At 65.3% G+C, this 15,364-nt stretch carries 14 protein-coding genes and 1 pseudogene; 7 read left to right on the top strand and 8 right to left on the bottom strand.

The window, feature by feature from the left end; translation table 11 throughout:
• The first annotated feature begins 326 nt into the window (after positions 1 to 326).
• Positions 327 to 683 (top strand): hypothetical protein, encoded by a 357-nt coding sequence (locus BUC15_RS20665; RefSeq protein ID WP_245787869.1) that lies wholly within the window; start codon positions 327 to 329, stop codon positions 681 to 683.
• Between the two features lie 433 nt (positions 684 to 1,116).
• Positions 1,117 to 1,329 (top strand): hypothetical protein, encoded by a 213-nt coding sequence (locus BUC15_RS20670; RefSeq protein WP_245787870.1) that lies wholly within the window; start codon positions 1,117 to 1,119, stop codon positions 1,327 to 1,329.
• A gap of 263 nt (positions 1,330 to 1,592) precedes the next feature.
• Here BUC15_RS20670 and BUC15_RS19330 read toward each other — a convergent pair.
• The 4 genes and pseudogenes from BUC15_RS19330 to BUC15_RS03275 form a co-directional block, all read right to left on the bottom strand.
• Positions 1,593 to 2,983: pseudogene (locus tag BUC15_RS19330) on the bottom strand (ABC1 kinase family protein).
• An 18-nt stretch (positions 2,984 to 3,001) separates the two neighbouring features.
• Positions 3,002 to 3,754, bottom strand: coding sequence for a hypothetical protein (locus BUC15_RS03265; RefSeq protein WP_139280074.1), 753 nt, complete (start codon positions 3,752 to 3,754; stop codon positions 3,002 to 3,004).
• 403 nt (positions 3,755 to 4,157) lie between these two features.
• Positions 4,158 to 4,592, bottom strand: coding sequence for a type II toxin-antitoxin system VapC family toxin (locus BUC15_RS03270; protein WP_073186121.1), 435 nt, complete (start codon positions 4,590 to 4,592; stop codon positions 4,158 to 4,160).
• The gene (locus BUC15_RS03275; RefSeq protein WP_073186122.1) at positions 4,579 to 4,863 is read right to left on the bottom strand and encodes a hypothetical protein; all 285 of its coding nucleotides are present in this window, start codon (positions 4,861 to 4,863) and stop codon (positions 4,579 to 4,581) included. Before BUC15_RS03275 ends, BUC15_RS03270 begins: the two co-directional genes overlap by 14 nt.
• A gap of 182 nt (positions 4,864 to 5,045) precedes the next feature.
• Between BUC15_RS03275 and BUC15_RS19335 the strand changes: the two genes are divergently transcribed.
• Together BUC15_RS19335 and BUC15_RS03280 are read left to right on the top strand one after the other, a co-directional pair.
• The gene (locus BUC15_RS19335) at positions 5,046 to 5,708 is read left to right on the top strand and encodes a hypothetical protein (RefSeq protein WP_139280075.1); all 663 of its coding nucleotides are present in this window, start codon (positions 5,046 to 5,048) and stop codon (positions 5,706 to 5,708) included.
• Positions 5,709 to 5,732: 24 nt separating this feature from the next.
• The gene (locus BUC15_RS03280; protein WP_073186123.1) at positions 5,733 to 5,999 is read left to right on the top strand and encodes a hypothetical protein; all 267 of its coding nucleotides are present in this window, start codon (positions 5,733 to 5,735) and stop codon (positions 5,997 to 5,999) included.
• 74 nt (positions 6,000 to 6,073) lie between these two features.
• On the opposite strand, the gene BUC15_RS20675 is transcribed toward BUC15_RS03280, so the two are convergent.
• Positions 6,074 to 6,238, bottom strand: coding sequence for a hypothetical protein (locus BUC15_RS20675; RefSeq protein WP_245787871.1), 165 nt, complete (start codon positions 6,236 to 6,238; stop codon positions 6,074 to 6,076).
• A gap of 489 nt (positions 6,239 to 6,727) precedes the next feature.
• Between BUC15_RS20675 and BUC15_RS03290 the strand changes: the two genes are divergently transcribed.
• Positions 6,728 to 7,057 carry a helix-turn-helix domain-containing protein gene (locus tag BUC15_RS03290; RefSeq protein WP_245787872.1) on the top strand — a complete coding sequence of 110 codons (330 nt, stop codon included), beginning with the start codon at positions 6,728 to 6,730 and terminating at the stop codon, positions 7,055 to 7,057.
• Positions 7,058 to 7,229: 172 nt separating this feature from the next.
• Positions 7,230 to 8,747, top strand: coding sequence for a hypothetical protein (locus tag BUC15_RS03295; RefSeq protein ID WP_073186125.1), 1,518 nt, complete (start codon positions 7,230 to 7,232; stop codon positions 8,745 to 8,747).
• Here the strand turns inward: BUC15_RS03295 and BUC15_RS03300 are convergent.
• Entirely contained in the window at positions 8,698 to 9,738 is a 1,041-nt protein-coding gene (locus tag BUC15_RS03300; protein ID WP_084189328.1) for a DNA adenine methylase, read from the bottom strand. The two genes, BUC15_RS03295 and BUC15_RS03300, sit on opposite strands and share 50 nt — an antisense overlap.
• A gap of 266 nt (positions 9,739 to 10,004) precedes the next feature.
• Between BUC15_RS03300 and BUC15_RS03305 the strand changes: the two genes are divergently transcribed.
• Positions 10,005 to 10,988, top strand: coding sequence for a DNA-processing protein DprA (locus tag BUC15_RS03305; RefSeq protein WP_073186127.1), 984 nt, complete (start codon positions 10,005 to 10,007; stop codon positions 10,986 to 10,988).
• A gap of 34 nt (positions 10,989 to 11,022) precedes the next feature.
• Here the strand turns inward: BUC15_RS03305 and BUC15_RS03310 are convergent, their stop codons facing one another.
• Both BUC15_RS03310 and mobF read right to left on the bottom strand, forming a co-directional pair.
• Positions 11,023 to 11,397, bottom strand: coding sequence for a sulfate permease (locus tag BUC15_RS03310; RefSeq protein ID WP_073186128.1), 375 nt, complete (start codon positions 11,395 to 11,397; stop codon positions 11,023 to 11,025).
• Between the two features lie 139 nt (positions 11,398 to 11,536).
• Positions 11,537 to 15,199 carry a MobF family relaxase gene (mobF, locus tag BUC15_RS20680; protein WP_245787873.1) on the bottom strand — a complete coding sequence of 1,221 codons (3,663 nt, stop codon included), beginning with the start codon at positions 15,197 to 15,199 and terminating at the stop codon, positions 11,537 to 11,539.
• Positions 15,200 to 15,364: the final 165 nt, after the last annotated feature.

A 15,364-nucleotide genomic window follows, 5' to 3' on the forward strand; every position in this document is an offset into this window, starting at 1 on the left:
GTTCGCTGTGGAGTCCCTGTGTCCGTCGATCCACCGCAGCGGAGATGCGGCCTCGGGGCCCGCTAATACCCTCGCTCGGTCCTCGGCGCCCTGATCGCCGACCCACAGCAGCGCGCCGGATGGGGTGCAGGCGTCTAGCGTCGTGCACTTTCACGGGATCCGATTGCGCGATCCCGAGACGGATTGGGGCGAGGAGGCGGACTGGCGCGCCATGCGCAGGCTCCTCGACAGTTTCCCGCGCCGCGATGCAGCGAGGGGCAACTGACTACCTTTACTTCGTGTGCGCGAGTCGGCATGGCGGCAGGGGCGATTGCACACGGCAGGCGATGCTGATCGAGCAGGTGGAACGACTCATCGAGCGCTTCTACTTGCAGGTGCAGACCGACCCGGAAACGATCGAGGCGGTCTCGGCGATGATTCCTGCTCGCTTCGACGAGATGATGGCAGAGGGTGCCGTCGGGTTGGCAGACCCCCACACGCTGGAAGCGGGGCGTCTAACGAGTGTTTCAGCGCCCGGAAACCGCCCCGATGAAGGGCTCTCGGGCACCGTGGTTCGGAGGATTGAACACCTTCAGACCTTTCCCAGCGCCTCTGAGGTCGACGGCCTCGTAGACGATTGTCGCAGCGGAGTGAGTGTCAACGAGTTTGCCGAAGGGTATGGCGTTCACCGGGCCACAGCGTAGGCACACCTCCCTCGCCGTGGTACTCCACGCCGTCAGGCTGGGAATCGAGGAAGCGGCAGAGGTGGTGAAGCTGCCGACCCAAGCACCAGCTGCCGACGGTCCTGGGCGTAGTTGACCCCGACGGAACCGATGCCCGAGCCGACGAGCGACTACGGTTCCCCGTCAACTTCACTCTGGCGAGGGACCGGAGCTCGCAGAGGAGACCGTCCGTAATCAGACTCTGCGTCCTTCCGGAGCTTGTGGAGCGGTGTGCTGACGTTCGCTAGCTTGGTTGTGAGGTCCGGGACAAGAAAACCCGGCCCCAGAGGGGCCGGGTGCTCAAGCGTAGCAGCACGACGCCTTGGCTACCCTCTTGTGGCTTGGTGATGCGCGGCCCAATGGCCGCCGGAAGCTGGTGTGCGTACCAGTCGGAGGGCTGCATCTGGTACCACCAGTGGTTGCCTGCGCCGTCGGTGTGCTCACCGGCGAGTTTGCCAGCGCGATAGCCTTTGGTGGGGTTGACGAGGCCGACGGGCACTCGGTCTCGTGCGAAGGAGCCGCCGAACTCGCCGACCTCGCGTCCCGGAGGACCCAACTCGGAGGCGAGCAACAGAAGCTGCTCCAGGGTCACTACGCCGGGGCGATCCCGCTCGACCTCCTCGAGTGAGAACAGGACCGGATCACCGCGCACCACGGCCACTACGCCGCTGCGCGAGAGAACCTCGACGAGTCACTGAAGTTGCTGTCCAACGCCGCCGACATCTACGAGCATGCCGACGATGCGAACCGTCGACTCCTCAACCAGGCGCTGTTCAAGATGATCTACATCGACGAGGACAACGACGTGCGCGTCGGCTACCGCAACCCATACGACGGGCTGAGCAGCCCCGTCCCGAGGACTGTCGAGACGGCTCAAAGCCGGGCCCGTGGCTATCGCTTGCTGCTCGGGCGGGGGATGCGCCAGGCGAACATGACACCGGCCACGAGCAGGACGAGGAATACCGGTACGAGTTGGCTGATCGCGGTGGTGAGGATCGCTGTGCCGATGGTCAGCAAGGAGATGACGAGCCCGGCCCCGGTGTTGGCGGCAGTGCTTTGGATCCGGTCCAGGCGAAGGCTGAGTTGATCAGGGCCTTTCGAGAGCTGGGGTCGGTCGGGCGGGACATCGTCTGGCTGTGGCGGCAGGACGATGTCGAGTCCGGGGATGCGGCGGAGTAACTCCTGTGCAAGCGATATGGCGTGGCTTCCGGCGAGGTCGACGACTCTGTCGAGGCTGATTTCGGCGAGCGCGAGGGCGGCGAGTTCGCGGAGGACGAAGGGGAGGAAGTCGACGGTTCCGCCGAGTGCGGTCACGATCTCCTGACTCTGGGCGATGGTCTTGACCGCGATGGTGAACTGCTCGCCCAGTTGCATGCCGTGATCCTGGAGGAGCGCGAGGAAGGCGCCGAGGATGGAGTCGAAGCTTTGCGCCTCGGCGTAGCGGATGTGTTGGTTCACCAGTTCGCCCATGTCATCGCGGAACTTGCCGGCGTCCACGGGTCGGCTGTGCATGGTGAGTCGTAGTGCGAGACTGGCCAGGCTGCCTGCGTCCTTCTGCTGGATGGCGACCAGCAATTCGACCAGGTCGAGCCGGGCGCGCAGGTTCAGCCGCCCGACCAGCCCGAGGTCGATGAGGACCAGTTCTCCCGTGGCCCGGTCGACCATGACGTTGCCCGGATGCAGGTCGCCGTGGAAGAAGCCGTCGATGAACAGCTGCTTGACCAGCGACCGGGTGAACGCCTGTGTGAGCGCGTCGCGCTCGTCCTGGGGGAGGGCGTCGGCGTCCAGTCGGTCGACCTGGGTGCCGTCGATGTATTCCATTGTGAGCACTCGGGTACCGCTCAGTTCGCGATAGACCTTGGGCACCGGGTGCTGGGGAACGCGGCCATTGCGTCGGCGAGGCGCATCGCGTGGTAGGCCTCGTTGCGGTAGTCGAGTTCTCGGCCCACGCCTCCGGCGAACTCGTCGAGCAACGGTGCGAGGGCGAGGTCGCGGACGGTGCGACTCGCTCTGCTGGCCAGGTCCACAACATCCCGCAGGACGCCGAAGTCGGCTCGGACCATCGCATCGATGTCCGGCCGTTGCACTTTGACCGCGACGCAGGTCCCGTCGGCGAGCGTCGCACGGTGCACCTGCGCTGTCGACGCGGCGGCGAACGCGTCCTCCTCGAAGGAGGCTAACAGTGCCTCCGGCGCGTCGCCGAGATCTGCGACGATCACCTCACGCGCCTGCGCATACGGCTCGGGCGGCACGTTGCTGTGCAGTTGTTCCAGGTCCGCCACCCACGTGGGGGGCAGGTCCTAGGGCCGGGAGAGCGCGAGCTGGCCGAGTTTGACGTAGGTGGGGCCGAGCTGTTCGAGCATCACCCGGATCTTCGCCGGGGTGGAGAGACCGTCGAGGGGGTTGGCCCCGCGGGCTGTCAACCGCCCGAGCCAGCGGCGTGGCCGTTCGATTACTGTGTTCGCCACGGCGAACTCAAGCAGGTAGGCGCCGAGGGTATTGAGTACCTCGGACTGGCGGAGCCGCTCGCTGAACCAGCCACGCCGCAGCCCGGGCACTCGGCCGAGGAGCCGCCAGATCTCGGCGTGCGGCCGCGCGCCGTTGGGCAGGGGCCGGTTCAGCCCCAGGACGGTGGCGATCCCGAGACTGAAGATGAGGAACAGCACCACCGTGACCGGGATGCCCCACCACGTCTGGTCCGGCGGCAGCGTGGTCAGCGGCACGAACGCGGCTGTGATGGTGAACACCACCATGTCGATCAGCACCAAGAACAGCCCGAAGGTACGCAGTACCAGACTGCCGAACACGACGATCAACGGAGCACGAACCAGCGCGCGGATCAGGCTCATGACGAGCGTGAACAGCAGCAGGTGGGGAAGCAACGACGCCGCACCCGCAAGGCTCGTCCAGACCGGCTGGCCCGTAATGGCCGCCGCACCACTGCCCAGGAGCACGATCGTGAACAACGCCAGCACCAGCGCGGCATAGTTCACGATCACCTGAACCACCGCCAATGACAGGAATGCGAGCACACTCGACAACCGACGTCCCACTTCAAACTCCTTGTTCGACTGTGCTGGTCGGGCCCGGCCCTGCCCTGATGGGCGGAACATCGACCTGTTGGTCCGCCGGGTCTGGCGGGCTCACAGCCTCCAGCCTGCCCGGCCGCGACCGCCCGGACATCCTCTGAAGGGAGCGTCCAGCGTCATCCATCCGCAGTACATCACCAGCCTGTCAATGGGTGGGTTTCCGGCGCGGATCAGGTCTTCTGGGTACAGAAGCCTTCGACGGACGCCTCAGCGCGCACCGAGCCTAACCAACAACAACCCAGTTGGCTGCCGCCGATGCGGCGTCCGAATACGCCGACCGGAGGGGAATGGCGCATGCAGTACGGCCCGCACGTCGGACCCGACATCACCCCACCTCGGTTAGAAGCGAGCCGAGGAGGGAGACCCCTCAGGCCACAGCCCCTCGCCGAGGGTCGTCGGCAACTGGGTCGAGCACGTCGAACCCAAGGCTAACGGCGGCCCTGGCCATCTGCGCGTCATGCGTGACGATCGTGACCTTGTCCACGCCGAGCCGCAGCGCCGACGCGACATGCACTGAGTCGGCCCCGCCGAGCACGGGGTCGATCGCGATGGCCTCGTCGATCAGGTCATCCCCGACGGCGATCAGAGCGAACTCATCCAGGTACTCGTTGGCGACGTCGGTGGCCAGCCCGGCGTTCTTGACGACTCTCAGAACCTCCAGCTCGAGCATGCGTGACCCGACGAACCTGTCACCAGAGGCATAGGCGGATTCGAACCACTCCCGGGCCGCAGTGGACTTGTCTGCGATCGCTCGCAGCAGCACCGACGAGTCGACGAACCAGGTGCGCTCAGATGAGGCCATCGAACTTGGCGCGTTCGGCGACGAGCGCAGCCTCGAGGTCTGTGCCGGTGGCGATGGTGGGGAAGCGCCGAGCCGACCGAGGAGCGGTGCTGCGGGAAGGTCGGGCGAGCCCGGTGGCCACCAGTTCGTCGAGCGGATCACCGGAACTCTCGATCCTGGTGATGCGGTATGCGGCGTGGCCGCGGCGCATCACGATCACCTCGCCGTGGTCTGCGAGTCGCGTCGCCCGGGAGGGGTTCTGGTTCAGCTCGGTGAGCGTGATCGACGTCATGGCCTCAATTCTAGCGCTTTATCCTAGATTCGGGTCAGCGCGATTGGGCGGTCGCCTGCGAAACGCGCCTCGACCGTGGCTGGCCGACACACCAGGCAAGCTGGCCGGGCTCGTCTTGAGCCCACGACATCACTGTCGATTGGGGCCGTAGTTTGCTACAGCCACACAAAGAAGGGTGGTAAATGACAGTGGCTCGCGTGATCGCTCGCTCGGTTGCTGATGTCGTCGAGCAGTTTGAGCTCGATGGCGACGTCGTCGTGACCATCGAGCGTCTGGGGTCAGTGATGCGCCAGATCGGAGTGGGTGATGATCCTCGTCGGCTCGCCTACGAGTTGCAGCGTAGCGGCTGGTTCGGGCAGCTCCGTACACGGCATGCGTGGGAGTTTTTGCCGGGTGCTCGGGGCGGTGCATACGGCTCGGGTGACCGTTTCATTGAGTTCCGCGCTCAGCGTGCGATCCGGTCCGAGTGGCCAGGTGTTCTGGCGATGGAGTCGGCTGCTTCCGTCCTGGGGCTGGCTCAACGGATACCTGAACAGGAGGTCATGGCCTTACCCGACGATGCGGTCTTCCCGAAGGCGCTGGGCGGCGAATGGCGCCGCGTCCACGTCGAACTTGTCGACGCTACCGCGCGAGGTCGATGTCGAGAAGATCATCGGGTTGCTGGCGCCGATGAGGGCGGCAGCGCGGCAGCGCACCGCCTACTTGCTGAAGGTCGCTGGCGATTTCGAGGGTGCGCTGCGAGTCGTGGACGTTTATTCCCCGAGAAGCACAGCGTGGTTCGGACCACGGCAACAGGGCGGGCGCTACGACTCGCTAACGAACGTGAACGATACCGCCCTCCATAGGTATCTCAGCGTCGGGAGCGGGTCATGAGTCGCGTCACTGAGGGCTATCTGGTTCGTCACTATCAGGGTGCCAAAGGTGGGCGCGATGCGGCGTTGCTCGACATCGCTCAAGATCACGCACTTCATCTCCTCCATGAGGCGGGACTTTTCGATCATGGCCTCGTCTTCAAGGGAGGCACAGCGCTCCGCGAGCAAGCCGCGATCCAGGCATCCTGCGAGACCCGGCTCCTCGTCGGCCAGCAAGCCGCCGCGTTCACCGCCGGCGCGCTACCGCTCTGCCGCAAGGCGTGAGACGTTCAGTCGTGTGTGACCTCCGCGGCGCTCGGCGATTGGGCGGCAACGGCGGCGCGTTCCGCAAGGGCGATCTACTCAGTCCGGTTGCCCCACGGCCACAGTGAGGTGATGCCTGTCGCCTCAAGACCATCGTCGACGCGGACTCTGTTCATGTAGCTGGCGCCCAGTCGGCCCAGTTGCTCTCGCTCGCCTCTGAAGTCTCTGCTGACCCACTGTTTGCCCAGGGCTGCGTCCATCACGGAATCCAACTCGGTGTCGATCTCCTGAAGGAGCCCAATCTGAGCCTCGGGCGCGATCAGTGCCGCTCCATACCTCGCTGTGTTCCATCGGATCGTTGCGAGGTGAAGCTCATGCCAGTCGCGGTCGTTGTGATCCGTCGAGTCGACGCGCGCAACGTCAATGATCCGCCGATTCAGCTCGGCGCTGTTCAAGATGATCTTCATCGACGAGGACAACGACGTGCGTGTCGGCTACCGCAACCAGTACGAGGGCTGAGCATCCCTGACCCGTTTGGGGTATTCGCGCTTCGCGCTGCGACCCCTGCGTCGGCCTCGGGAATCCGAGCAAGCTCGTCTTCCTCTCGACCTTCCTTGGGGTGCCTGAGTAGCACGTTCGGCAACTCCGCCCCCAAGACAAAAATCCTGGTCAGCCGCCTAGACCGTGGGGTCTACGAGGTCTCCCGACGTCCCCAGGATACCGCTCCGAAGGACGATCGTGGCCCCGTCGTGAGGACTGTCGAGACGGCTCAAACTTTTCTCACCGCCTCCGAGGTGGATGCGCTCGTCGGCGACTACCTGGCCGGGATGAGCGTCAAGGCCCTCGCCGAGAGGTACGGTATCCACCGCGCCACCGTGTTCGCTCACCTACGTCGCCGCAACGTGCCGAGCCGCCGACCAGGGCTCGGGATCGACGAGAAGGCCGAGGCCGTGCGCCTCGCACGCGCGGGCGTCTCGATGCGCGCGATCGGCCGCCGGATGGGCGTGGACCGCAAGGCCGTGCGCGCAGCACTGGTCGAGGCTGGACTCATTGCGGATGAGTCCGCCAGCAGTTCGTAGCGCCGCTCTGGGCCGCTGATGGCGCAGAGGGTTTCGGCGGACATCGTCGCTCCCGACGTGTCTCAGCCCGGAGAGCGAGGCGTGCAGCTACCGTTGGAGACGAACGACTGCTCTCGCCAGTTCGGCACCGAGGGCGTGGATCGCCGGACGGAGCACGAGAGCAGGGCTGGATATGGCTTACGAGCAGCTACCGATAGTCGAGGTCGACCTCGAACAGCTCCTTCTCGACCTGGAGAACTACCGCATACCGACACGCCGCGACGACGAAGCAGGTGCGCTGAAGTACCTGTTTGCATCCGAGGACGTCCTCGGAGCGGCGCGCCTGATCCTCCGTGACGGCTACTTCGACAACGAAGTCCCGATCGTGACGTCGGCATCAGCGTCCGGCGGTAGCTCCCCATACACCGTGCTGGAAGGCAACCGTCGAGTTAGCGCGCTCAAGGCGCTTCAGGACCCGACGATCGTGCCCGGCCATGAGGCAGAGATTCGCGCGCTGCTGAAGCGGTACGCAGTGGAGGCGGAGAATCTCCCCGAACGAATCCGTGTCATCGTCGCTCCCGACCGGGCGACGGCTGCACCTCACGTCGCGAGGTTGCACACCGGCATCTCGAAGAGGCGCTGGAGTCGCGATCAGCAGGCAACCTTCTACTATTCGCTCGTCGACGAGCAGACCACGGTCGACGATGTGAAGGCACAGTACCCGGATGTCGAGGTTGCCAGGTTCATGCGGATGGCCGTGATGCGGCGCTTCCTCAGCGCAGCGCCATTCTCCGATCACACCCTCCGGCAGTACGCCGCAAGTGACGACCTGGCGATGTCGGCCTTCGAGTATGCCTACCGAAGCAAGGAGATTGCCTCCGCGATCGGTGTCGAGTTCGACAAGGATGGCATGCTTCTGCCGCGGGCCTCGACGCCTGAGAAGATCGCTGTGAAGTTGACGAAGAAGAAGCTCAATGCTTTGGAGTACCTTGTCAGCGAGTTCCGTGCAGGGCGTCTCAACACTCGCTCACCAGAGTTCAAGAAGCGCAACCAGGAGTATCAGTCCCTGGTGGATCGCCTCAACGGCGTATCGACTGCGGCTCCGCCCCAACCAGCGCCGCCCACTCCTCCCGTGCAACCGACGCCATCCGGGCCGTCCCAAGGTGGCGCGTCCGGCGCGCCCGGTGGCCCCAACACTGGCGGGAGTGGTGCTGCTCCGAACCCACCCGGCCCTCCTGGCGGCACGGGCAGCCGTGGACCCAACCATCCAGACACGAAGGACACGCTTGATCTGTCGGGGCTGGACTACGAGAACGCGCCGCTGAATCTCAAGCTGCGATACTTCGAGTTGCGCAAGATCAGCCTCTCGAATCTCCCTATCGCGGCCGCGATCCTCATGCGCTCAGTATTGGAGGCCACCATCAAGGTCCATTTCGAGGGCTCTCCAACCCCCGCCACTGGACAGTTGAGCGATGTATTCAAGCGCGTGGTGCAGGCCTATGGACAAGAGAAGTCGCTCAAGTCAGGCATTAGTGCTATCCAGTCGGGTAACGCGCACAAGCACGGATCGATCCAGTGGTTCAACCTCATCGCGCACAGTGCCGATGCTTCCGTGAGTGCGGATGACGTCCGGCAGGCATGGAAGGTCGTGAACCCGCTGCTTAGGCGCTTGTTGCGCCCGCCATCGCAGACGTCGTCTGCAACGACTTGATCGCCCGCGCGACAGACGGGGATGCCACGAGCAGCTCTTCCGCCTGGCCCGGATACCTGGCGGAGTAGGTGAGTTCCAGTCGGCACTGGAACTGATTTCGATACAGTTTCTCGATCAGCGGGGCTGTGTCATAGGTCATCAACCAGTGTGCACTTTCAACGGAGTTGACGATCGTCGAGAGTGCCTTGTGGTCTCGTCCGTCGAAGGCATTGAGATAGAGTTGCGAGCCTGCTTGCACGTAGGGCGGGTCGATGTACATGAATGACCGGTCATCGTGAGAGTACTGCTGGATCACAGTCCGGCCATCCAGATCAGAGACCGTGATTCGATCCGCTAGAGCACCGATCGCAGTCAACCGCTCGACGAGTGTGAGCCGGTTGAATCGCGCATCAATCTTGTATTTTCCCTCCTGGCGCTGGCCGCCGATAACGCCGGCGTTCAGAATCCCGGAGCGATTGGTTCGATTCAAGAAAAAGAACGCGAAGCCCAGGCGCAGTGCATCGCGCTCGTCCCGTGAGCGATATACGTCGCGCTGGCGCTGCCACTCGTCGATCGTGAGTGGTGTTGACGCCACCATTTCTACGAACTCTGCGTTGTTGCCAACGACGGACTTCCAGAAGGCGTGGACGGCTGGGTCGATGTCGTTGACTACCAAGTGTTGGACGATGCCCTCGCGCAGAAGCGCGATCCCCGCGCCCACACCTCCGGCGTAGGGTTCGATGTAGCGGGCGTCCTTGATGCCAAGAATGTCGATGATGTCAGCGAAGAAGCCAGCGAGCGCAGCTTTTCCGCCGGGGTATCGCAATGGTGAGAGTGTGCCGTATCGGCGTGACCCGATGACACGCAGGCTGTCAGTCATTGGAGTCCTTCCTTGCCCGGTGTGCGGCAACACGGCAGCGGGCTGAGCAGAAGCGAGCGTCACCTCGTCCGAGGAAGGCTTGGTCGCAGTGCTCGCAATCTCGCCATGCCTCTCGGCGGCGTAGGCGTTCATGGCGTAACGCGCGATCAAGCTCGGTGAGCCCCACGTCACTCAGGCTGCCTAGACGCTTCATGTTACGGATAGTACTCGTTACAGATCACATCGTGGTTCGCCACGCGGACGCTCCCGCGAATAGGCCGTTCTTCGGAGTCCGCCGGGTGAATCTCCGTAGCTGCGCCCGTTTCGCCTCACTCGGGAGAGGACCCCTGAGCAGGGTGGGTGTCCGCGAGGCTCGGTCCGCGCACCTCGTCGGTAACGAACGCCGAGAGGAACCGAAGATGGCCAGTTTGAGTGATGTCGCGAGCGACGAGCGCACCGCGAGGATGGTGCTGTCCATGCTCGTCGAGCCCAATGACTCGGTGACAGGACGCATCTTGTCCAGGCTCAGAGCAGTCGAGACGCTTTGGCTCGCTGAGCACGACCGCGAAGTAGTCGGTCTGAGCCCAGTGGACGCGCAGGTCTGGCGCGAACGCCTCAGGGTGCCAGATGCAAGGGAGCTCGCCGGGCGAATCGACCAGGTGCACCAATCGGGGGTTCGAGCACTCATCCCAGGCGATAACGACTGGCCTACCGCCTTCGACGATCTTGGTGAAGTTGCGCCCTACGTGCTGTGGACTCGCGGCACGTCGTCCTTCCTCTCGCGTCCGATGAGCGATCTCGTCACGATCACCGGGGCTCGGGCATGCACCTCCTACGGTGAATACGTGGCTCGGGAACTCGCCAGTTCCGTTGCCGCAGAGGAACGAGTTGTCGTCGCGGGAGGTGCCTACGGGATCGAAGGCGCGTCGCACCAGGCCGCCCTCGCTGCAGGTGGCGACACGATCGCCATTCTCGCCAACGGAGTCGATCGCCCGTACCCTGTCGGCCATCGCGACCTGCTTGATCGCGTCGCTGATGTCGGCCTTCTCGTCAGTGAGGTTCCGCCGGGTGCCGTTCCGACCCGACACCGGGTCATCGCCCGAGCCCGGCTGATGGCTGCGCTGTCCTACGCGTCGGTGATCGTCGAAGCGGGTGCTCGATCTGGCTCACTGCTGGTTGCCCAGCGAGCCGACGAGCTCGGCCGACGTGTCGGTGCCGTTCCCGGACCAGTCACGAGCGCCGCCAGCATAGGACCGCACCGCTTGTTGCGCGACGGCATCGCGACCTTGGTGGCGGACACTTCGGACCTCGCCAAGCTCGTGGAGCGGGGCCAGGTGTCACGAGAGCGACTCGACATGGAGCAGGTCGGCCCACCTTCTCCTGCTCCGACGCGCACGCTGTAGCGCGCCGGTCAGCAGTGGACGCCGGAGCCTGAACTCAGCGAGAGCTTCGAGTGAGCTCACCCAGTGGCACATCCTCGGAGAGCTCCTGCCGCTGCTGCCGCTGCTCGCGGTATTCACGGGCGCGAGCCCTTACGAGGAGAACGACGCTCACTGGGCCGATGGCCATCATCTTGAGAGCGTTCCAGAGGCAGACCAGCACGACGAGGTGGAGCCATCCAGGGCCGCCGTTCTCAATGAGTGTGGTGCACCAGAAGGCGATGACCAGGTAGGGACCGGCCAGGAGCATCGCGGGGACGCCCCACTTCAGTCCCTTCCTCGTGCGGATCAGATCGAGCAGGATGTTGCTCGGCATGTAGCAACGCAGGAAGTAGCGAACCTCGGCGCTGGCTGTCCACAGTAGGCGGATCATGATGGGCTCCTCTCAACACGCGAGTCGTTGTCGAGACGGTGCGTGGAGAGTGACCCGAAGGTCTGCCGCGAGCGGCCCAAAGATAAGGAGAAATCCGCCTCACCTCAAGGCTACGCCCCAGTCATGACATTGGGAAGGGTCAGATGCTGCGCCCGGGCCCGGGCTGGTCGCGCCTGACGGCCTGGAGATCGACCTCTGTCTGACGGCTCTCATCAGCGACCAGCTGACGTACCTTGTCGAGCGCGGAGCGCGCTCGGGCGGCGTCGATCTTCTGCGCGGCCGACTCGGGCGGGGCACCGATGGGCGCGTCGTCGGTGATGCGGTACCGGTCTCGGTAGGCCGCGACCACACGTGCGGACTTGCGCCAGGCCGCGGCTCGTCGTCGATCGGCGAGCGGTGTTCCGAGTGCCTTCGTCCACGCTGCGTTCTCGGTGAGCGCGGCTTCGAGTGTGGCGTCGGCGCGTGCCTCGATCAGTTCCTCTCGCTCGTCGAGAGCTGCTCGCATCTCGGCGTCGATGACTCCATGCGCCCGTGGGAGCAGGCCGGCGATGAGTCGTGCTGGCTTGCGGGTTCGGCCTGATCCTGCGGGCCGGGCGGTCGCCCGCTCGACTCGGTAGTGGAGGACGGCGGCGATGTCGTCCGCGTCACCGAACCCGCGCACGGCCACGAGGCGCGGCAGGAGGGCATCGACATTGTGATGGTTCGATTCAGCGCGTCGTAGTTCAGCCGCGAGCGGGCCGAACGCCTCGGACTCGATGGCACTCTCGGCCTGTTCCTCGGTGAGCCCGGAGCCCCGAACGAGAGTGGCCCAGCGGTCGCGTTGGGCTGCGGCGGCGATGGTCTCGTACTCGGCGGCGAGCTGGGCGATCGAGCCCCACTGTTCCTGCTCGGCGACGATGGTCTCGTGCGCCGAGAGTTCGGCCCCGCTGTGCTGAAGAACGCCGTACAGCACGCTTCGCGCGGTGGCATGCGGGTCGTCGCCAGGGTGCGGCTGGGCATGGTCGTCGGCGCGGTCGAGAGTCACGTAGGCGTGGTTCGAGTGCCGCCCTCGGGTCATCGCGACGTAGAAGGTCTCCCTCGTCGAGGTCGGTTCGACCAGCACGTGCGCAGTGTCGGTCGTGATGCCTTGGGCGCGGTAGGCGGTGACTGCGTAACCGAGATCGACATGCTCGGCCACATACGAGGCCGGGAGGACGATGCTGCCGCCGAACCTGCGCCCACGCCTGCGAGCCTTGATGGTTCCGTCGTCGCCGACGGTGGTGCCGGTTCCATAGTCGCGTGCGATGGTGATGGTGCTGTCGTCGCCGACGGCGGTGACGGTCCAGATGTCGCCGTTGCGTACCCAGTCCCGCCCGGCCAGGGTGCGCAGGTTCCGGTTGTTGAGTCGCGTGATGATGGTGTCGCCAACGCCGGCGGCGGTACCGTCGCGCAGCTCGACCTCGCGGTCGGGGTTCAGCGTCTTGTTGAGGATCAGATCGGCACGGGCGCGACCGTTCAGCGCGGTCACGTCCTCATGGGTCTCGGCGATCAGCACCGAGACGAGTCCCGCGTCGCGATCGGCGCGCCAGGCGTTGTAGGCGGCATCGGTCATGGCCTCGCCGTCGCCGTCGGTAATGCGCTGATGGGCGAGGTAGGTGTCGATAGCCGCCGTGCGGCCGTGGCGTAGCTCAAGTGAGGCGGTCTTCTCCCAGACGTGGGTGAAGCGGTGAACGTCGACCAGTTCGGGGGTGTCGGCTCGGTCTCTGGCGATCATCGCGAATGCTCCGCCGGCGTCCACGGATTGCAGTTGCGCGTAGTCGCCGACCAGCAGCACCTTCGCGCCCGCTTCATGGGCGAGGTGGGTGATGCGGTCCAGCGACAGGGCGCCGGCCAGGGATGCTTCGTCGATGATGACGAGCTGACTCGCCTCGAACGTGGTGCCGTGGATGAGGTGGTTCTGCCACCACTTCGCCGTGTTCTCCGTCGCGATCCCGAGATCGTCCGCCAGCACCTGGGCGGCAACCGCCGACGGTGCCAACCCGACGACCGAACCGGAGCCGTGCTCGGCTTCCCACGCTCGTCGGAGCGCGCTCATGGCGGTGGTCTTGCCCGCCCCAGCAGGACCGACCAGCACGTCAAGCATCCGCCCCGACACCGCGATCCGGGTCAAGGCATCGGCTTGGTCGTCGCCGAGCATTCGACCATCCGCGGCGGGTCTGCGCGTGGTCTTTTCGACCGTCGCGAGCTGCACCGTCGGCCCGGCCAGGTTCGCTGCTCGTTCGAGGAGTCTGTCCTCGGCCGCGAGCTGGGCCTCGGAGGTGAACACCGTCGAGCTCTTCGGTCGGAACACGGAACTGCCGTCGGGCCGACGGAACACGACAGGCGAGGAGGCGAGTTCGGGGGGCGTCAGCCGAAAGGAAACGAGCTCGGCGGCATCGGCAACCATCGCGACGATCGCTTCCCGATCGTGCATGGTGGCGAACCGCCAGCCCATCGTCTGCCGGGATGCCTCGGCCATGAGATTCCACCGCCGCCAGGTCGAACGCTTCTCACCGACCACCTCGACGACCGAACGCCCCAGCTCACCGATGACATCGAGCGGCACGTCGTCGGCATGCAGCAGGAGCGGCTTGTCGTTGTCGGTCACCTCGCGCGCCCACGTCGTCGCATCCCGCCCCAACGCTTTCGTGGCGCGCTCCCGCCATTCGGCGGTGAGGTCAGCCAAGGATCGGACCTGCTTCTCGGGGCGGGTCGCGAGTGTGGCTCGGGCTCGGAGTTTCATGATCGCTGCTGGTGCCGGTCGTCGTCCGTGCGCTGCGACGTACTCAGCGATGAGGCGATCGGTCTCGGCGTCGATGTGACGAGCGCGGGTAGAGAACTCGGCGACCAGTTCCTCGGGCACTCCCGCGATCGCCCATGCCGGGTTGTGGTCGAGGCCCATCTCTCGGGCCTCCCACGAGACGCCGAAGGTGCGCGTCATATGGTCGGCGAACACGGCTTCATGTAGCTCGGAGAGCGCCACCACGGCGGCGTGCATCGGTCTGCCGTCGAGCGAACGCCACTTCCCATCGAGGACGGTCTTGACCTTGTTGCTGATGACCACGTGCGTGTGGAGGTGGGGGTCGCCGGCGCGGGAGTCGAAGTGATCGAACGCGGTCGCGATCAGCCCCGTGACCTCGACCTGTGCAACCGCGCCATCTCCGACGGTTGCGCCCGTGCGGGTGGCTGCAACCTCGCGCTCCATGAACGCAACCACCTCCGCAACCGCTCGATGATGCGCCTCCCCGATGAGCGCTTGGACCCCGGCGTCCGCGACTGCCCACAGCACGCTCGTGGACTTCGGGATGGAGAAGGTGAAGTCGAAGCCCGCCACAGCACGCCGTGTGCTGCGGGCAGTCTCCTCGGCAACGATCTGCGCGACAGCCTCGCCCTTGGCGCCGGGGGTCATGGTCGGTTCGAGGTCGGCGATCCGCGCTTCGATTCGCTGCTCCTGGTTCTTGTATGCCGCGAAGCCCAGGCCGAGCTTGTCGCCGGTGATCGGATCACAGCCTGTGCCCATGAGGAGCTGGAGTTGGTGTTCCGATACTCGGTCGCCCACCTGAATCTCGCCCTTGCCGAGGGCCGCTACGCCTGCGCCGAGCCAGCGGCCGGGCGGTGTGCCTTCTTCCATGTAGTAGCGGGTAAGCGGCGTCGAGAGCGGCCTGTTGCCGTCGGCTGCCGCGACGGTCTTGAGCAGGTACTTGTAGCCGTCACCTGCCGACATCACGCGCATCGAAACCGTCATGCCCACCTCCGCTCCTGCCGGGCAGGTGAGCACCCTCACCCGGTGACTTCTGAAGCGGTCATGGCCGGCTCAACCTCGACCTGCAAGAGGCGTGTCAGCTCAGAAAAGGCAGGGTGTGGCGGAGCTTCCTGAGTGCGGGCTGTCGTGAATGGACGTTGCTGGTCGATGGACTGGATGGCACTGGGCCGGCGACCGCGAGGACAG

Origin of the sequence: Tessaracoccus bendigoensis DSM 12906, from assembly GCF_900141915.1 — a bacterium.
GTDB classification, from domain to species: domain Bacteria; phylum Actinomycetota; class Actinomycetes; order Propionibacteriales; family Propionibacteriaceae; genus Arachnia; species Arachnia bendigoensis.